Annotated in this window: 15 protein-coding genes; 4 read left to right on the top strand and 11 right to left on the bottom strand. The window is 59.4% G+C overall.

Annotation, left to right across the window (positions count from 1 at the left end; translation table 11 throughout):
* Positions 1–9: 9 nt before the first annotated feature.
* On the top strand, positions 10–2,700 hold the full coding sequence (locus tag AC3WRD_RS25325; RefSeq protein WP_102621843.1) for a DEAD/DEAH box helicase: 2,691 nt from the start codon (positions 10–12) through the stop codon (positions 2,698–2,700).
* Between the two features lie 42 nt (positions 2,701–2,742).
* Here AC3WRD_RS25325 and AC3WRD_RS25320 read toward each other — a convergent pair whose 3' ends face one another.
* The 3 genes from AC3WRD_RS25320 to AC3WRD_RS25310 all read right to left on the bottom strand — a co-directional run bounded on the left by AC3WRD_RS25320 (position 2,743) and on the right by AC3WRD_RS25310 (position 5,369).
* Entirely contained in the window at positions 2,743–3,480 is a 738-nt protein-coding gene (locus tag AC3WRD_RS25320) for an S-methyl-5'-thioinosine phosphorylase (protein WP_085733486.1), read from the bottom strand.
* 12 nt (positions 3,481–3,492) lie between these two features.
* Positions 3,493–4,503, bottom strand: a complete 1,011-nt coding sequence (gene nagZ / locus AC3WRD_RS25315; RefSeq protein WP_102621844.1) for a beta-N-acetylhexosaminidase — start codon at positions 4,501–4,503, stop codon at positions 3,493–3,495.
* Positions 4,504–4,661: 158 nt separating this feature from the next.
* On the bottom strand, positions 4,662–5,369 hold the full coding sequence (locus AC3WRD_RS25310; protein ID WP_085686822.1) for a TetR/AcrR family transcriptional regulator: 708 nt from the start codon (positions 5,367–5,369) through the stop codon (positions 4,662–4,664).
* 230 nt (positions 5,370–5,599) lie between these two features.
* Between AC3WRD_RS25310 and lexA the strand changes: the two genes are divergently transcribed.
* Complete coding sequence (lexA, locus tag AC3WRD_RS25305) at positions 5,600–6,208, top strand: transcriptional repressor LexA (RefSeq protein WP_096822089.1); 609 nt, start codon at positions 5,600–5,602, stop codon at positions 6,206–6,208.
* Between the two features lie 10 nt (positions 6,209–6,218).
* The gene (gene sulA, locus AC3WRD_RS25300; protein ID WP_096822090.1) at positions 6,219–6,692 is read left to right on the top strand and encodes an SOS-induced cell division inhibitor SulA; all 474 of its coding nucleotides are present in this window, start codon (positions 6,219–6,221) and stop codon (positions 6,690–6,692) included.
* 79 nt (positions 6,693–6,771) lie between these two features.
* Here sulA and AC3WRD_RS25295 read toward each other — a convergent pair whose 3' ends face one another.
* From AC3WRD_RS25295 to AC3WRD_RS25265, 7 genes are all read right to left on the bottom strand, one after another.
* Positions 6,772–7,005 carry a hypothetical protein gene (locus AC3WRD_RS25295; RefSeq protein WP_003226592.1) on the bottom strand — a complete coding sequence of 78 codons (234 nt, stop codon included), beginning with the start codon at positions 7,003–7,005 and terminating at the stop codon, positions 6,772–6,774.
* Positions 7,006–7,111: 106 nt separating this feature from the next.
* Positions 7,112–7,636: a DUF6586 family protein gene (locus tag AC3WRD_RS25290; protein ID WP_085733483.1), complete on the bottom strand. Its 525-nt coding sequence runs from the start codon at positions 7,634–7,636 to the stop codon at positions 7,112–7,114.
* 171 nt (positions 7,637–7,807) lie between these two features.
* Positions 7,808–10,438, bottom strand: a complete 2,631-nt coding sequence (gene topA, locus AC3WRD_RS25285) for a type I DNA topoisomerase (RefSeq protein WP_096822091.1) — start codon at positions 10,436–10,438, stop codon at positions 7,808–7,810.
* A 114-nt stretch (positions 10,439–10,552) separates the two neighbouring features.
* Positions 10,553–10,789, bottom strand: coding sequence for a DUF1653 domain-containing protein (locus AC3WRD_RS25280; protein ID WP_007953059.1), 237 nt, complete (start codon positions 10,787–10,789; stop codon positions 10,553–10,555).
* Positions 10,790–10,888: 99 nt separating this feature from the next.
* Positions 10,889–12,064, bottom strand: a complete 1,176-nt coding sequence (gene fadA, locus AC3WRD_RS25275; protein ID WP_085608206.1) for an acetyl-CoA C-acyltransferase FadA — start codon at positions 12,062–12,064, stop codon at positions 10,889–10,891.
* 32 nt (positions 12,065–12,096) lie between these two features.
* A complete protein-coding gene (fadB, locus tag AC3WRD_RS25270) occupies positions 12,097–14,244 on the bottom strand; it encodes a fatty acid oxidation complex subunit alpha FadB (protein ID WP_102621845.1) in 2,148 nt (715 codons plus the stop codon).
* Between the two features lie 540 nt (positions 14,245–14,784).
* The gene (locus AC3WRD_RS25265; RefSeq protein ID WP_102621846.1) at positions 14,785–15,222 is read right to left on the bottom strand and encodes a hypothetical protein; all 438 of its coding nucleotides are present in this window, start codon (positions 15,220–15,222) and stop codon (positions 14,785–14,787) included.
* A 103-nt stretch (positions 15,223–15,325) separates the two neighbouring features.
* On the opposite strand from AC3WRD_RS25265, the gene AC3WRD_RS25260 reads away from it, so the two are divergent.
* Positions 15,326–15,763: a universal stress protein gene (locus AC3WRD_RS25260; protein ID WP_047295289.1), complete on the top strand. Its 438-nt coding sequence runs from the start codon at positions 15,326–15,328 to the stop codon at positions 15,761–15,763.
* A 63-nt stretch (positions 15,764–15,826) separates the two neighbouring features.
* Here AC3WRD_RS25260 and AC3WRD_RS25255 read toward each other — a convergent pair whose 3' ends face one another.
* The gene (locus AC3WRD_RS25255; protein WP_102621847.1) at positions 15,827–17,749 is read right to left on the bottom strand and encodes an ATP-binding cassette domain-containing protein; all 1,923 of its coding nucleotides are present in this window, start codon (positions 17,747–17,749) and stop codon (positions 15,827–15,829) included.
* Positions 17,750–17,863 lie beyond the last annotated feature (114 nt).

The raw sequence follows: 17,863 nt of genomic DNA, 5'->3' as shown, positions 1-17,863 counted from the left end.
GAAGTCCTTATGTCCCCGCCTCTGAGTAAACCGCTGGCCTCCTCCTGGGTCAGCCGATTCAAGGAACAAAGCCTGGAGCGTGGCCGCCGCTACGCGCTGGAAAACCGGGTGCGGATCGTGCAGGTCGGCGATGCGACCATTACCGCCAGTTGCGAAGGCTCTGGCGGCAACATTTATCGTCAGACGATTCATCTGCGTGAGTCGGCCAAAGGCACACTGCTGATGGTCGACGCCACGTGCACCTGCCCGGTTCACAGCAACTGCAAGCACTGTGCGGCGGTCTTGCTGCAAGTGCAGGAAACCCTCGAATACCCCGCCGCCGCCAAAGACGCCGAACTGCTGGAAAAACTCCAGGCCGTCCTCGAAAACCGCAGCCCCAAGGCGCCGCCGCAAGTACTGGTGGACAACGTGCAACCGGTGCCGCGCCTGTGGCTGGCCAGCGTCGAGTTCAGTGCGTTCGAACCGCGCAACGGCAAGATGCAGCGCTATATCCAGCACCGTGCGGCGCTGTCTTTCAGCTATCTCGACGAATACGTCAGCGGCCAGAAAAACAGCGACATCCTGATTCGCCAGGAAGCACAGACCCTAAGGGTCAAACGCCATCCGGATGTCGAGCAAAGCTACCGCGAACAGCTGCGAATCCTTGGCTTCCGCATCGCCACAAGACAGAGCAAAGCCCTGCCGGAAAGCGCCGGCGAACTCTATGAGATGGTCAATGACAGCGCCTGGCTGACATTCACCCTTAACGATCTGCCAAAGCTGCGCACCCAAGGCTGGGAATTGCTGGTCGATGATGAATTCGGCTTCGACCTGACAGCCGTCGATGACTGGTATGCCACGGTCGAGCAGACCCCGGAACGGGACTGGTTCGATCTTGAGCTGGGCATCATCGTCAATGGCGAACGCCTGAGCCTGCTACCTATCCTGCTCAACCTGATGCGCTCGCACACGGAAATCCTCAACCCCGAACGCCTTGCCCGGCGACGGGACGACGAGTTGATTTTGGTGAACATCCCGCAACGCAACAGCGAGCACGGCCCCTTGCAAGTCGCCCTGCCCCTCGGCCGGTTGAAACCGGTGCTGGCAACGCTGGGCGAGTTCTATCTGCAAGAGCCGGGCGAAACCACCCTGCGCCTGAGCAAGGCTGACGCGATCCGCCTCAACTCGCTGGAAGGCATCCCCCTGCTGTGGGAGGGCGGCGAGCAGATTCGCAGCTTCGCCCAACGCCTGCGCGATATCCGCGACTACAGCGCCGAGGCGCCGGAAGGGCTGAACGCGACACTACGCCCTTATCAGCTCGAGGGCTTGAGCTGGATGCAGTCGCTGCGGCAACTTGAGGTTGGCGGAATTCTCGCGGACGACATGGGCCTGGGCAAAACCCTACAGACCCTGGCGCACATTCTCAGCGAGAAAAATGCCGGACGCCTGGATCGCCCCTGCATGGTGGTGATGCCCACCAGCCTGATCCCGAATTGGCTGGACGAAGCGGCGCACTTCACGCCGCAGCTCAAAGTGGTGGCCCTGTACGGTGCCAGCCGCAAAAAACATTTCGAGAATCTGGCCGATTACGACCTGATCCTCACGACCTATGCGCTGCTGCCCAAGGATGTCGAGCGCCTCGCAAAGCAGCCACTGCATGTGTTGGTGCTGGATGAGGCGCAATACATCAAGAACCCGAACAGCAAAGCCGCCCAGGCGGCCCGTGAACTGAACGCCCGCCAACGCCTGTGCCTCAGCGGTACGCCGCTGGAAAACCACCTGGGCGAGTTGTGGTCGCTGTTTCACTTCCTGCTGCCCGGCTGGCTCGGCGACGTCAAAAGCTTCAACGCCGATTACCGTGTGCCGATCGAAAAACGCGCCAGCGAAGTCAGACTTCAGCACCTCAACGGTCGGATCAAACCGTTTCTGCTGCGCCGCACCAAGGAACAGGTCGCGACCGAGCTGCCGCCGAAAACCGAGATCATCCACTGGGTCGATCTCAACGAGGCCCAGCGCGACGTGTACGAAACCATGCGCCTGGCCATGGACAAGAAGGTTCGCGACGAGATCACCCGCAAAGGCGTGGCGCGCAGTCAGATCATCATTCTCGAAGCGCTGCTCAAGCTGCGTCAGGTCTGCTGTGACTTACGCTTGGTCAACGACGCCACCCTGCCCGCTCGCGGCAGCACCTCAGGCAAGCTCGACAGCCTGATGGAAATGCTTGAGGAGTTGTTTGAGGAAGGACGGCGAATTCTGCTGTTTTCGCAGTTCACTTCGATGCTGTCACTGATCGAGGATGAGCTGAAAAAGCGCAACGTCGCCTATGCGTTGCTGACGGGACAGACTCGGGATCGGCGCACGCCTGTGAAGGAATTCCAGAGCGGCAAGCGTCAGATCTTTCTCATCAGCCTGAAGGCTGGCGGCGTTGGTCTGAACCTGACGGAAGCGGACACCGTGATTCACTACGATCCGTGGTGGAACCCGGCGACCGAAAACCAGGCAACCGACCGTGCGTATCGCATAGGTCAGGAGAAGCCGGTATTCGTCTACAAGATGATTGCCCGGGGGACGGTCGAGGAGAAGATTCAGCACCTGCAGAAGGAAAAGTCTGACCTGGCGGCCGGCGTGCTGGATGGGCGCAAGGCCGGGGACTGGAAGTTGCAGAGTGATGATATCGAGGCGCTGTTTGCGCCGTTGCCGGACAAGTTTGAAAAGCGCTGAGATCCTCAGCGCCTGTTCGTTCGAGTCACTCCGGAGCCAGACTCAGCCCTTGAGTACCCGCGCCAACGTCGACTTCACCTTGCCCATGCCGTCATGCAGCGCCTGCTCGATCTCGGCCATGGTGATCACCGCCGTGGTCTTGCCCGCCGCCGGGTTCACCACCAGCGACAGACAGGCGTAATCCAGATCCAGCTCGCGAGCCAGTGCCGCTTCCGGCATGCCGGTCATGCCAACGATGTCGCAACCATCGCGCTCCAGACGCACGATCTCGGCCACGGTTTCCAGACGCGGGCCCTGGGTGCAGGCGTAAACGCCTTGATCGCTGTATTCGCAACCTTCGGCGGCCAACGCAGCAATCAGTTGCTGACGCAGTGGCTCGCTGTAGGGAAAGCTGAAGTCGATGTGCGTGACATGTTCCAGATCATCGGCGAAATAGGTGTGCTCGCGACCGCTGGTGTAGTCCACGATCTGATGCGGCACGCAGAAATGTCCGGTACCCATTGCAGGATGGATCCCGCCCACGGCGTTGACCGCAATGATTGCTTCGGCCCCGGCCTGCTTCAACGCCCACAGATTGGCGCGGTAGTTGACCTTGTGCGGCGGGAAGCGATGCGGATGACCGTGGCGAGCCAGGAACAGCACTTCCTTGCCGGCGTATTCACCGATCTGGACTTCGGCCGATGGCGCACCATAAGGCGTATCCACCGCCAGCGACTGACGAATGCTCAGACCTTCCAGCTGGGTCAGGCCGGTGCCACCGATGATTGCGTAAACCGTCATAGCGAAAAATCCTTAATCGATCAGTTGAGCGTCTTTGAGCGCGCCGACAGCGGTCAGCCAGCGCGGATCCTGACGGTATTCGGTGTTGGCGAACGCCTGACCGCGCATCCGCGCGATGCGTGGCGACGGCTTGACCTTCATGCGTTGCGCGGCGCTCAGGGCCAGCTCGGCGGCAGCGCGATCGTTGCACACCAGGCCCATGTCGCAACCGGCGCTGAGCGCGGCTTCGATACGGCTGGCCGCATCGCCCACCACGTGCGCACCGGCCATCGACAGGTCGTCACTGAAAATCACGCCGTCGAACTGCAACTCGCCACGCAGGATGTCCTGCAACCAGCGCCGGGAGAAACCGGCTGGCTGCGCATCGACTTGCGGATAAATCACGTGGGCCGGCATGACGGCGGCCAATTGCTTGCTCAGCTTGGCGAACGGTACCAGGTCGTTGGCGCGGATCTCTTCAAGACTGCGCTCGTCGTTGGGGATTGCGACGTGAGAGTCGGCTTCCGCCCAGCCGTGACCGGGAAAATGCTTGCCGGTAGCCGCCATGCCGGCACTGTTCATGCCTTTGATGAAAGCACCGGCGAGCAGTGCTGCACGCTCCGGATCGCCTTCGAACGAACGAGTGCCAACCACGGCGCTGCGCTGGTAATCCAGGTCAAGCACAGGAGCAAAGCTCAGATCGAGGCCGACAGCCAGCACTTCAGTAGCCATGATCCAGCCGCATTGCTCGGCCAGGTACTCGGCGTTAGGGTTGTCGGCAATGGCTCGCATGGCCGGCAGACGCACAAAGCCCTGACGCAGGCGCTGGACGCGACCGCCTTCCTGATCCACCGCCAGCAGCAGATCCGGGCGAATGGCACGGATCGCCGCGCTCAACTCACGCACCTGGCGCGGATGCTCGATATTGCGGGCAAAAATGATCAGGCCACCCACTTCGGGCTGACGCAACAATTGGCGATCTTCGGCCGTCAGCCAGGTACCGGCGACGTCCACCATCAACGAGCCTTGCAGGCCAGCAGTCATAGAGATTCCTTGAAAACGAAAAACCCGTTGCCCACGAAACCACCACCAGGGGCATTGCCCGGCAGGTCGGTGATTTCAATGAGAAACGGGTTCAGAACGAGAGTCGGCATGGGCGGCTAGCTTAGCGGATGTCAGCTGCCGCGCCCACCCATGGACAGTTAAACCTTGGCAGGCGTCGGCGCCGATTTGCTGCGCGGTCGCAGCTGCGCGGTGGCCATCGCGGTGTCGGTGACGCCGGTTTCGGCACGCATGCCGGCCGCCAGGAACGGCACCATCAGGCGCATCACCTGCTCGATGGAGGTGTTGACGCCGAAATCGGTCTCGGCAATCGCGCGCAACGCCTTGATACCCGACATGCTGAACGCCGCAGCACCAAGCATGAAGTGCACACGCCAGAACAGTTCGATAGGAGGAATGCGCGGGGCGGCTTCGTTCACCAACAACATGTAGCGGCGGAATACCTTGCCGTACATATCTTCCAGATAACGGCGCAAGTGGCCCTGGCTCTGGCTGAATGCAAGACCGAGCAAGCGCATGAAGATCGACAGATCGTTACCGCTGCGTGGCTGTACCACCAGTGCCTGCTCGACGAGGATCTCCAGCAGCTCCTCAAGCGAAGGCTTGTTCTCCGGCTTGGCCTGACGCCGCTCCAGCTCTTTGTCGAGACTGATGCAGAACGGACCGAGGAAACGCGAGAAGACTGCCTGGATCAGCGCCTTCTTCGAGCCGAAGTGATAGTTCACCGCAGCGAGGTTGACCCCTGCCTTGCTGGTGATCAGACGCAATGAGGTTTCAGCGAAACCTTTTTCCGCGAACAGCTGTTCTGCAGCATCAAGAATGCGTTCAACGGTTTCCGACTGGGCCATGGCTACTCCGCCTGACAAACACTTGTTTGAAACATACGTTTCAGCCTATGCCTTGTCAAGCCTGCCAGTTCGTTTTGGGAATGGTCGGTCAGGTATTTAACCACAACAAGGACGCCACATTAATCGACGCCGTCACTGACCGTCCGGCGGCCTGGCAAAAAACGATCATTGCCAAGACCGACTCACTGTATATAATCCCAGTCACTGTATAAAAAGACAGAGCGATCAATATGATTAAGCTGACGCCACGCCAAGCCGAGATTCTGGCCTTTATCAAACGCTGCCTCGAAGACAACGGCTACCCGCCGACCCGCGCGGAAATCGCTCAGGAACTGGGGTTCAAATCCCCCAACGCCGCCGAAGAGCACCTCAAGGCGCTCGCCCGCAAAGGCGCGATCGAGATGACCCCGGGGGCCTCTCGCGGCATTCGAATCCCAGGCTTCGAAGCCAAGGTTGACGAATCCACCCTGCCGATCATTGGCCGCGTGGCCGCCGGTGCACCGATTCTCGCCCAGCAACACATCGAAGAGTCCTGCAACATCAACCCGGCCTTCTTCCACCCTCGCGCCGACTACCTTTTGCGCGTCCACGGGATGAGCATGAAGGACATCGGTATTTTCGACGGTGACCTGCTGGCCGTTCACACGACCCGAGAAGCACGCAACGGTCAGATCGTGGTTGCCCGGATCGGAGACGAAGTGACGGTCAAACGCTTCAAGCGCGATGGCAGCAAGGTCTGGCTGATCGCCGAAAACCCTGAGTTCGCCCCTATCGAAGTCAACCTGAAAGATCAGGAACTGGTGATCGAAGGCTTGAGTGTCGGCGTCATCCGCCGCTAAAGGAGGCTTTATGCAGTTCCCACACGCACCTCAGCAAACACAGCTGCCGTTGTTCGAGGCATTTCTGGCGCAACCACTGGCCCCCATCCTCAAGGATGTAGCCGAGCGCCCATGGAATGTCGAACCCGAAGCGTTCAGTGAACTGTCGCTGCGCGGCGCGGCCGGGAACTGCCTGAACCTGCTGGCACCGATTCTTCGCGAATTGAGTGATGACCAGGACGCACGCTGGCTGACCCTGATCGCGCCACCGGCGAGCCTGACCCAAACCTGGTTGCGGGATGCCGGATTAAATCGCGAACGCATCCTGCTGTTGCACCCGCGCGGCACACAGAGCGCTCAGCAACTGGCTTGCGAAGCCCTGCGCCTGGGTCGTAGCCATACGGTGGTGACATGGTTGAACCCGCTCAACTCAGGCTCACGCCAACAACTGATCAGCGCCGCCCGCACCGGGGACGCTCAAAGCCTGAATATTCGACTGGGCTGACTGCATGCGCGCTACTTCGAGCGCGGGGCTTCTCAAGGGATAGAGAAGCCGAACCGAAGGGATAATCGACGGGCGGTGCTCAATGAAGAACCCGCGGCCCCTCTTCCTTATCAAACTCGCCTTCAACCATTCGACCGGCCATTTGTACGCCGACGCTCAGCATCGCCTTGGCAATTTCAACGTGTTGGCCCTGCAGAAATGCCTTGGCATCCTCGGAGAAATCCAGAGTTACCAGAGAACCCTCGTCCTCGGCCCTGCGCAGTTCGATTCGGCCGTCTGGTAGCTCGACAATTTCTAGAAAGGACGTTGGCATATAGGTCTGTTCTCCACGAAAGGCAGGGATTATATAGAGATCGTTCAGGATTCGCTCAGGATCTTGACCAGCAGCACGCATCTCGTCGCCGCCAGCCAGGAAGCCATCAGCACTCGTTCAAGCCTTCACGGAAACGGATAGCCAGACCCTTCAGGTTCTGCCGCCAGCTCTCCAGCTCTTCACGACTCAACTCTTCGGGCGCCTGCTCTTCATCCAGATTAACCGCCTGAATCAGCGGCTGGGTCACATCACCCTTTGGCTTGTGTGGCACACGTGGTGGCTGAAACAGCGCCGAATGCGCGGCCAGCAATTTAGCCAGCCAGGTTTCCGGATTACCCGCCAACTCCACCATCTCGGCCAACTCCGGAATGGCAATCGACTCCAGCACTTCACGCGTCAGCAGCGTTTCAGCCCGCGGCGCATTGGCCTGCGGCAGCCTGTAGAACCCGGCAATTTCGTGACATAACCCCAGCAGCGCACCATAGAGATGGAACAACGCCGATTCGCGCCCGGCCTGAATCAGCGCCAGCGAATTCATCGCCCGCCCCTCTTCGGCCCTGGCCAGCGCTTCCAGCGACAGACCCGCGAAATAGATCTTCTGATTGGTACGGGTATAGAGTTCGTGGGCCATAGCGGCACTCTCCACAACGAAATAATTGCTTCACACAGGCCGGACAGTGTCATGGATCAGCCGATCCGACCGCAAGCTTTAAACAAAAAGGCCGCATGAAAACCCGAAGGTTGTCATGCGGCCTTTTGTATTGAAAGCGCCTGATCAGCGCACCTTCAGATCAGCGTTTGCTCAAGCCTTGGCTTTTGCCGGACGCTTGTCTTCAACTGTCCACTTGCCACCGTCGAAGAACGCTTTCCAGCCAGTCGGCTTGCCATCGACTTCGGTCTGGACGTATTGCTCCTTGGTCTTGCGGCTGTAGCGAATCACTGCTGGCAGACCATCCGGATCCTTCTGCGGCGCTTCGCACAGGAAGTGGTACTTCGGATCAATCTCATCCTTGTGCGGCAGAATCTCGATCACCAGCGGAGCACGGGTCTCGCGGTTTTTCGGGAACTGACTGGCCGCCAGGAACAGACCGGACGCACCGTCACGCAGGATATAGGTGTCGTTGACCTTCTCGCATTTCAGCTCAGGCATTTTCACCGGATCCATCTTCGGCGGCGCCGCGTCACCGCTCTTCAGCAGTTTGCGGGTGTTCTTGCAGGTCGCGTTGGTGCAACCGAAGAACTTGCCGAAACGGCCGGTCTTGAGCTGCATCTCGCTGCCGCACTTGTCGCATTCCAGGCTCGGACCTTCGTAGCCCTTGATGCGATAGCTGCCTTCTTCGATTTCATAGCCGGCGCAATCCGGGTTGTTACCGCAGATGTGCAGCTTGCGCTTTTCGTCGAGCAGGTAAGCGTCCATCGCCGTGCTGCAGATCGGGCAGCGATGCTTGCCGCGCAGCACCAGGGATTCCGATTCGCCCTCGTCGTCCGCAGCGATTTCATCGCCCGGCACCAGGTTGACGGTGGCCTTGCAGCGTTCTTTCGGCGGCAGGCTATAGCCCGAGCAACCGAGGAACACGCCGGTAGAGGCAGTACGAATCTGCATCGGACGGCCGCAGGTGGTGCACGGAATGTCGGTCATTACCGGCTGATTGGCGCGCATGCCGGCTTCCGGGTTTTCAGCCACTTCGAGTTTTTTCTTGAAGTCGCCGTAGAACTCGTCCAGCACATTCTTCCAGTCGCGCTCGCCCTGGGCCACGTCATCGAGGTTCTCTTCCATGCCGGCAGTGAAGCCGTAGTCCATGAGGTTCGAGAAACTCTCCGACAGACGCTCGGTGACGATGTCGCCCATCTTTTCCGAGTAGAAACGACGGTTGTGCAGGGTCACGTAGCCGCGATCCTGAATGGTCGAAATGATCGCCGCATAGGTCGAAGGACGGCCAATGCCGCGCTTTTCCATTTCCTTCACCAGGCTGGCTTCCGAGTAACGGGCCGGTGGCTTGGTGAAATGCTGGGTCGGATCAAGCTTGATCAGTTTCATCACGTCGCCCTGCGCCATGTCCGGCAGGACATCGTCGTCGCCAGGCTTGGCGATTTGCGGCAGAACGCGGGTGTAACCGTCGAACTTAAGGATGCGACCCTTGGCACGCAGCTCGAAGTCGCCAGCAGCCACGCTGACGGTGGTCGACAGGTATTGCGCCGGCAGCATCTGGCAAGCCAGGAACTGGCGCCAGATCAGCTCGTAGAGGCGCTCAGCATCACGCTCCATACCCGCGAGCTTGCTCGGTGTGGTGTTGGCGTCGGAAGGACGGATCGCTTCGTGAGCCTCTTGTGCGCCTTCTTTGCTGCTATAGACGTTCGGCGACTCCGGCAGGTACTTCTTGCCGAATTCGGTTTCGATGTAATCGCGCGCCATCGTCACGGCATCAGCCGAGAGGTTGGTCGAGTCGGTACGCATATAAGTGATGTAGCCAGCTTCGTACAGACGCTGAGCCATCATCATGGTTTTCTTCACGCCAAAGCCCAGGCGGTTGCTCGCGGCCTGTTGCAGGGTGGAAGTGATGAACGGTGCCGACGGTTTGCTGCTGGTCGGTTTGTCTTCACGCTTGACGATGCTGTAGCTGGAGGATTTCAGCTTCTCCAGCGCAGCCATGGCCTGAGCTTCGTTGAGCGGCTTGAAAGCTTCGCCCTTCTCACGCGCCACTTCGAAACGCACGGTCGAACCTTTGGTGGTGCCGAGATCGGCATGCACTTCCCAGTATTCTTCCGGATTGAACGCGCGAATCTCGCGCTCACGCTCGACCACCAGTTTCACGGCAACCGATTGCACACGACCGGCGGACAGGCCACGAGCGATCTTGGCCCATAGCAGCGGCGAAACCATGTAACCCACGACGCGGTCGAGGAAGCGACGGGCCTGCTGGGCGTTCACTCGATCGATATCGAGCTCGCCCGGCTCCGAGAAGGCTTCCTGAATCGCTTTCTTGGTGATTTCGTTGAACACCACGCGCTTGTAGCGGCTGTCGTCACCACCGATGGCTTCGCGCAGGTGCCAGGCAATGGCTTCCCCCTCGCGATCCAAGTCGGTTGCGAGATAGATGGTGTCAGCATCCTTGGCGAGCCGGCGCAGCTCCTCGATGACCTTTTCCTTGCCCGGGAGGATCTCGTACTTGGCTTTCCAGCCATGATCGGGATCGACACCCATGCGCGAAACGAGCTGTTTACGTGCCTTTTCCTTCGGCGAGAGCACCGGTCCTTCGCCCGCGGCGGCCTTGCCGCGCTTGGCGGCAGGCTCCTTGCTGGCGCTAGCCGAACCGCTGGTGGGCAGGTCTCGGATATGGCCGATACTCGACTTCACCACGTATTGGTTGCCCAGATACTTGTTGATGGTCTTGGCCTTAGCCGGGGATTCCACAATGACCAGCGATTTGCCCATGGATCAGAAAATTCCTGAATTCTAGAAGTGAAAGGCGGTTGGCGCCTGACGCGGCACCGCTATATATAGTGGCTACAAGGTGAGGTCAAGCGCAGGGTTTTGCGCGCACTCGCCTTATGGCTTCGAAAAAAGGCTTGGTTCGGCTTGCACCAAAGCAAAGCGCGGGACCTGCTCGCCGTCAACTTCGACGGACTCCAGGAACATGCTCAAGGGACGTACCCAAAAGCCGTAATCGCCATACAGGGCTTGGTAAAAGACCACTTCTTCTTCGGTCTCGGAATGCCGCGCAACACTGAATACGCGGTACTGCGGACCTTTGTAATGTTGGTAGAGCCCAGGTTGTATCGGCACGCTTCGGCCCTCACTCAAATTTTTTCAAAATAAATACAAAAATAAATCCGCAAAAACAAAAACCGGGGCACTTGGCCCCGGCTTCCATCGACGAGACGCTTAAACGCGTTCGAAGACGGTGGAGATGCCTTGGCCGAGGCCAATGCACATGGTGGCCACCCCGAAGGTGCCGCCATTCTGCTTCATCACGTTCAGCAAGGTGCCGGAAATACGGGCACCGGAGCAACCGAACGGGTGACCCAGGGCGATCGCGCCGCCGTGCAGGTTAACCTTCTCGTTCATCTTGTCGAGCACTTTCAGGTCTTTCAGCACTGGCAGAGCCTGTGCGGCGAACGCTTCGTTGAGCTCGAAGAAGTCGATATCGTTGATACCCAGGCCGGCACGTTTCAGTGCTTTCTGAGTAGCCGGTACCGGACCATAGCCCATGATCGCCGGATCCACACCTGCCACTGCCATCGAACGAATCACGGCCAGCGGCTGAATGCCCAGGTCCTGCGCACGCTGCGCCGACATCACGATCATGCACGAAGCACCATCGGTGATCTGCGACGAAGTACCGGCAGTCACGGTGCCGCCCTTTGGATTGAACGCCGGCTTCAGAGCCGCCAGACTTTCCAGGGTGGTTTCCGGACGAATGGTTTCGTCGTAGTCGAAGGTTTTCAGGAAACCGTTCTCGTCATAGCCCTGCATCGGGATGATTTCGTCCTTGAACTTGCCTTCCACGGTTGCCTTGTGGGCCAACTGGTGGGAACGCACGCCAAAGGCGTCCTGCTGTTCGCGAGTGATGCCGTGCATCTTGCCGAGCATTTCAGCAGTCAGGCCCATCATGCCCGAGGCTTTCGCCGCGTACAGGGACATGTGCGGGTTCGGATCGACACCGTGCATCATGCTTACGTGACCCATATGCTCGACGCCGCCAACCACGAACACGTCACCGTTACCGGTCATGATCGCTTGCGCAGCGGTGTGCAGCGCGCTCATCGACGAGCCACACAGACGGCTGACGGTCTGGCCGGCCGAGGTGTGCGGGATCTGGGTCATCAGCGACGCCATGCGCGCGATGTTCCAGCCCTGCTCCAGGGTCTGGTTCACACAGCCCCAGATCACGTCCTCGACTTCGGCAGGATCGACCTTGGCGTTGCGTTCCAGCAGTTTGCTGATCAGGTGCGCCGACATGTCTTCAGCGCGGGTGTTGCGGTGCATGCCGCCCTTGGAGCGGCCCATCGGAGTACGACCGAAGTCGACAATCACGACGTCTCTTGGATTCAAGCTCATAAAATTTCACTCTCGCTCAAAAGTTGGGACGCTTAACCGAAGAACCGTTGGCCGGCTTTGGCCATTTCACGCAGCTTCGCGGTCGGGTGGTAGAGCGCGCCCAAATCAGCGTACTGGTCGGCCAGGGCAACGAACTCGGCAACACCGATCGAATCGATGTAACGCAGCGCACCGCCACGGAATGGAGGGAAACCAATACCGTAGACCAGACCCATGTCGGCTTCGGCAGCGGTTTCGACGATGCCGTCTTCCAGGCAACGCACGGTTTCCAGGCACAGCGGGATCATCATCCAGTTGATGATGTCTTCGTCAGTGACTTCACGCTGCTCGTAGACGATCGGCTTGAGCACTTCCAGTACCGACGGGTCGGCGACTTTCTTCTGCTTGCCTTTCTTGTCGGCCTCGTAGGCATAGAAGCCCTTGCCGTTCTTCTGACCCAGACGCTTGGCTTCGTAAAGCACGTCAATGGCCGAACGACGGTCGTCCTTCATGCGATCCGGGAAACCTTCAGCCATCACGTCACGACCGTGGTGGCCGGTGTCGATGCCGACCACGTCCATCAGGTATGCCGGGCCCATCGGCCAGCCGAATTTTTCCATGATCTTGTCGATACGGACGAAGTCCACACCGGCGCTGACCAGCTTGGCGAAACCGCCGAAGTACGGGAACAGGACGCGGTTGACCAGGAAGCCCGGGCAGTCGTTGACGACGATCGGGTTCTTGCCCATTTTCTTGGCGTAGGCAACGGTGGTGGCAACAGCCAGCTCGCTGGACTTCTCGCCACGGATCACTTCCACCAGCGGCATCATGTGCACCGGGTTGAAGAAGTGCATGCCGACGAAGTTTTCCGGACGCTTGAGGGCCTTGGCCAGCAGGCTGATGGAAATGGTCGAGGTGTTGGACGCGAGGATGGTGTCCTCTTTGACCTTGTCTTCGACTTCCGCCAGAACGGCTTGCTTGACTTTCGGGTTCTCGACTACAGCTTCAACGACCAGGTCAACGTGACCGAAATCGCCGTAGGACAGCGTAGGACGAATACCGTTGAGCACTTCAGCCATTTTCGCGGCGGTCATGCGGCCTTTATCAACGCGGCCGACCAGCAGCTTGGCGGCTTCCGCCAGACCTTGCTCGATACCGTGCTCGTTGATGTCCTTCATCAGGATCGGCGTACCTTTGGAGGCCGACTGATAGGCGATACCGCCACCCATGATGCCGGCGCCCAGTACGGCAGCCTGCTTCACGTCCTTGGCAATTTCGTCGTAGGCCTTGGCCTTTTTCTTCAGTTCCTGATCGTTCAGGAACAGACCGATCAAGCTCTGCGCGGCAGAGGTCTTGGCCAGTTTCACGAAACCTGCGGCTTCGACTTCCAGCGCCTTGTCGCGACCGAAGTTCGCGGCTTTCTGGATGGTCTTGATCGCTTCGACCGGGGCCGGGTAGTTAGGACCCGCCTGGCCAGCCACGAAACCTTTGGCGGTTTCGAAAGCCATCATTTGTTCAATGGCGTTCAGCTTGAGCTTTTCCAGCTTCGGCTGGCGCTTGGCCTTGTAGTCGAACTCGCCGGAGATGGCGCGTTTGATCAGTTCAAGGGCCGCGTCCTGCAGTTTTTCAGGAGCAACCACGGCATCGACAGCGCCGACTTTCAGCGCGTCTTCAGGACGGTTTTCCTTGCCGGCGGCAATCCACTCGATAGCGTTGTCGGCACCGATCAGGCGCGGCAGACGCACGGTACCGCCGAAGCCCGGGTAGATGCCCAGTTTGACTTCCGGCAGACCGATCTTGGCCTTGGTGGACATGACGCGGTAGTCCGCGGCCAGGCACATTTCCAGACCGCCACCCAGGGCGATGCCGTTGATCGCGGCGACGGTCGGAACGTTGAGGTCTTCGAAATCGCTGAAGATCTTGTTGGCTTCGAGATTGCCAGCAACCAGCTCGGCATCCGGCAGCTTGAAGTTGTCGACAAATTCGGTGATGTCGGCGCCGACGATGAACACGTCCTTGCCACTGCTGACGATCACGCCCTTGATCGAAGCATCTGCCTTGATGGTGTCTACGGCCTGACGCAGTTCGTTCAGGGTAAGACGGTTGAACTTGTTGACGGACTCACCCTTGAGGTCGAATTTCAATTCGACGATGCCACTTTCAAGAGCTTTAACCGTGATGGCTTTACCTTCGTAAATCATCAACTGATCTCCACGATATGGAAGCTGAACAGTACACGTCGGACGCAGGCGAATGGCTCGGCAGGACGCTTTTTCGTCAATGCTGACACCAATCCACCCGGCACACCCGCCAACGCGATAGTCGGGATTCTGTAGGAGCAGTCTGCAATACAAACGCTCAATTCATACGCCCGTTTGATTTGGGTACGCCACCTTCACGGAATTTCCGACAATTGTCAATCGCCCTAAATACGGGTTGAAATGCGACTTTGCGGTCATTTCTGTAAGACGCAGCCCGCCAACACATGCTTGCATGTGAGGGCATTCATAAGATTAATAGTTAGAAAAGTCGCCCTAATTCGCTGCAGGCCTTGTTTAACAGGCTACGCTGGCTGGACTACGAAGGAAAACAGGCGCACTTTTGCTGACCGGACCTGACCGGATCAACGCCAAAAAGAATTTCCGGCCTGCCTGGCCAACCCCGCCCGATGAATCATGTCGGGCTTTTTATTGCTCGTCTGCCGGACGTTTCGCACCGTTGCAGCGCGAAAAGTCCGCGAGTCATGCCAGCGCTTTCAGCGTGGCATCAATCTCCAGCAAAACCGCCGCTTCGCCTTTCTCGCCCCAATAGAGCGCGATCATCTGCTTGTCGGCTTCAACCTTGAAAACGTTGCCCGGCAATTTCTCGAAATGATTCAGCAGAAGCGGGTCTTCACAGGCTTCCTGCCACTGATTGACCCACATGCCCGGGGATTTCTGCCAGTACGTCCAGCACACCGGCTGCTTGCTGCGCCGCGGCCGATGGTATTGCGCACACGGATTGGGCGGCTCCTGAGACAGCCAGTGCGGCCATTCCTGAGGCGCCAACTGCATGGCCAGCCCGATGCGCCGGGCCTCCGTGCGCAAGGCTATCCGGCCACTCTGTGCACGCGACGGGCGCAACCACGCCAGGGGGCTCAACACCACCAGCAGGATTGACACCACCAGCCAGACCGTCATATCTCTACTCCCGAATCTTGATGAGCCCATTGCGTCACTTTGGAACCAATGCGCTTGAAACCAGCCATACTTAACAATATTGATCCCTCACGAGGAGCACCTCATGCCCTACCACCATATCCTGGTCGCCGTAGATCTGACCGAAGAGTGCGACCCTGTGATCCACCGCGCCCGAGAGCTGTCGGTGAGCAATGGCGCCAAGCTGTCGCTGGTGCATATCGTCGAACCGATGGCCATGGCCTTCGGGGGTGACGTGCCAATGGATCTGTCACAACTGCAACAACAGCAGTTCGATCAGGCCAAGGAGCGCCTCGAGCGCCTGAAGCACAAATACACCGAACTGGAAGGCTCCAACTGCCACCTGACCTATGGTCAGCCACGCCAGGAAATCCACCATTTCGCCAAGGATCAGGAATGCGACCTGATCGTGGTCGGCAGCCATGGCCGGCACGGCCTGGCGCTGCTATTGGGCTCGACCGCCAACGATGTCCTGCACGGCGCGCCTTGCGATGTGCTGGCGGTGCACCTGGTCAAACGCTGATCCGATCTACAAAAAGCCCGGCGTCCATCACTGGACGCCGGGCTTTTTCATGACCGGAAGCTATCAGGCGTCCAGCTCGGCCCAACGCTCCACCAACGCATCCAGCTCAGCCTGCAACTGCTCCAGCGAAGCAATGACTTTGGCCGTTTCGGCCGGCGGACGCTGGTAGAAACCGGCTTCAGCCATTTCAGCCTCAACAGCAGCGATCTGCTGCTCCTTGGCGTCGATGTCGCCCGGCAACGCTTCCAGCTCGCGCTGAAGCTTGTAGCTCAGCTTCTTCTTCGCAGCCGGGGCCGCAGCAGCAGGCGCGACGACCGGAGCCGGCTCGGCAGTGACCACCGCCGAATTCAGGTCAGCCTTGCCGGACTTGCTTTCGGTCACGCCCAACAGACGCGGCGAACCGCCCTGACGGATCCAGTCCTGATAGCCACCGACGTATTCGCGAACCTTGCCTTCACCTTCGAAGACCAGGGTGCTGGTCACCACGTTGTCGAGGAATGCCCGGTCGTGACTGACCATCAGCACAGTGCCGTTGAAGGTCAACAGCACTTCTTCGAGCAGTTCGAGGGTTTCCACGTCCAGATCGTTGGTCGGTTCGTCGAGTACCAGCAGGTTCGCTGGCTTGCTGAACAGTTTGGCCAGCAACAGACGCGCACGCTCGCCACCGGACAACGCCTTCACCGGCGTACGGGCGCGCTGCGGGCTGAACAGGAAGTCGCCGAGGTAGCTGAGCACGTGGCGGCTCTGGCCGTCGATATCGATGAAGTCGCGACCTTCGGCGACGTTATCGATCACGGTCTTTTCCAGATCCAGCTGATGGCGCAACTGGTCGAAGTAGGCCACGTCGATCCGGGTGCCCTCTTCCACCTTGCCGCTGGTCGGTTGCAGACCGCTGAGCATCAGTTTCAGCAGGGTGGTCTTGCCGGTACCGTTGGCGCCGAGCAGACCGATCCGGTCGCCGCGCTGCAGCACCATGGAGAAATCGCGAATCAGGAACGGACCGCCCGGATGCGCGAAGCTCACGTTATCCAGCACCATCACCTGCTTGCCGGACTTCTCTGCGGTATCCAACTGGATGTTGGCCTTGCCGGTGCGCTCGCGACGCTCACTGCGCTCCACGCGCAGGGCTTTCAGCGCACGTACGCGGCCTTCGTTACGGGTACGACGAGCCTTGATGCCCTGACGAATCCACACTTCTTCCTGGGCCAGACGCTTGTCGAACAGCGCGTTGGCGGTTTCTTCGGCAGCCAGCGCAGCTTCTTTGTGAACCAGGAAACTGGCGTAGTCGCCGTTCCAGTCGATCAGGCCGCCGCGATCCAGTTCGAGGATGCGGGTAGCGAGGTTTTGCAGGAAGGAACGGTCGTGCGTGATGAACAGCACGGCGCCCTGGAAATCCTTCAGTGCTTCTTCAAGCCAGGCAATCGCACCGATGTCCAGGTGGTTGGTCGGTTCGTCGAGCAGCAGCAGATCCGGCTCTGACACCAGCGCCTGTGCCAGCAGCACACGACGACGCCAGCCGCCGGACAACTCGGCGAGGGTCTTGTCGGCTGGCAGTTGCAGGCGGCTGAGGGTGCTGTCGACCAGGGTCTGCAAGCGCCAGCCATCGCGGGCTTCGAGGTCGTGCTGGACGTGCATCAGCTTGTCCAGATCGGCGTCGGTGACGATGTTCTGGCTCAGGTGATGGTATTCGGCGAGCAAGGCGCCAACGCCGTCGAGGCCTTCGGCGACCACGTCGAACACGGTCCGCTCGTCGGCCACCGGCAATTCCTGCGGCAATTCACCGATTTTCAGACCGGGGGCACGCCACACCGAGCCGTCATCAGGCTTCTGGTCGCCCTTGACCAGTTTCATCATGCTGGACTTGCCAGTGCCGTTGCGGCCGATGATGCACACCCGCTCACCACGGGCGATCTGCCAGGACACCTTGTCCAACAACGGCATCGCGCCGAATGCAAGGGACACATCGCTGAATTTGAGCAGGGTCATGAGCTTCTCCAAAAACCGGGCGCGCATTCTACCTGAATCGGGACCCGAGCAGGCCGGCAATTTCGCCGCTGACGCACTCTGCACAACAATTGTTGCGAACTTGTGCCGCAAGGC

This window comes from Pseudomonas sp. FW215-R2 (genome assembly GCF_058789255.1).
Note: the sequence above shows the minus strand (reverse complement) of the source record. Positions and strands in the feature narration are given on the sequence as shown.

Coding starts and splice junctions, on each gene's coding strand:
- AC3WRD_RS25310 (WP_085686822.1), bottom strand. CDS start 5,369: ATGGCCCAGTCGGAAACCGTTGAACGCATTCTTGATGCTGCAGAACAG.
- AC3WRD_RS25325 (WP_102621843.1), top strand. CDS start 10: ATGTCCCCGCCTCTGAGTAAACCGCTGGCCTCCTCCTGGGTCAGCCGA.
- AC3WRD_RS25260 (WP_047295289.1), top strand. CDS start 15,326: ATGCCCTACCACCATATCCTGGTCGCCGTAGATCTGACCGAAGAGTGC.
- fadB (WP_102621845.1), bottom strand. CDS start 14,244: ATGATTTACGAAGGTAAAGCCATCACGGTTAAAGCTCTTGAAAGTGGC.
- nagZ (WP_102621844.1), bottom strand. CDS start 4,503: ATGACTGCTGGCCTGCAAGGCTCGTTGATGGTGGACGTCGCCGGTACC.
- lexA (WP_096822089.1), top strand. CDS start 5,600: ATGATTAAGCTGACGCCACGCCAAGCCGAGATTCTGGCCTTTATCAAA.
- AC3WRD_RS25320 (WP_085733486.1), bottom strand. CDS start 3,480: ATGACGGTTTACGCAATCATCGGTGGCACCGGCCTGACCCAGCTGGAA.
- AC3WRD_RS25290 (WP_085733483.1), bottom strand. CDS start 7,636: ATGGCCCACGAACTCTATACCCGTACCAATCAGAAGATCTATTTCGCG.
- sulA (WP_096822090.1), top strand. CDS start 6,219: ATGCAGTTCCCACACGCACCTCAGCAAACACAGCTGCCGTTGTTCGAG.
- AC3WRD_RS25295 (WP_003226592.1), bottom strand. CDS start 7,005: ATGCCAACGTCCTTTCTAGAAATTGTCGAGCTACCAGACGGCCGAATC.
- AC3WRD_RS25265 (WP_102621846.1), bottom strand. CDS start 15,222: ATGACGGTCTGGCTGGTGGTGTCAATCCTGCTGGTGGTGTTGAGCCCC.
- AC3WRD_RS25255 (WP_102621847.1), bottom strand. CDS start 17,749: ATGACCCTGCTCAAATTCAGCGATGTGTCCCTTGCATTCGGCGCGATG.
- topA (WP_096822091.1), bottom strand. CDS start 10,438: ATGGGCAAATCGCTGGTCATTGTGGAATCCCCGGCTAAGGCCAAGACC.
- fadA (WP_085608206.1), bottom strand. CDS start 12,064: ATGAGCTTGAATCCAAGAGACGTCGTGATTGTCGACTTCGGTCGTACT.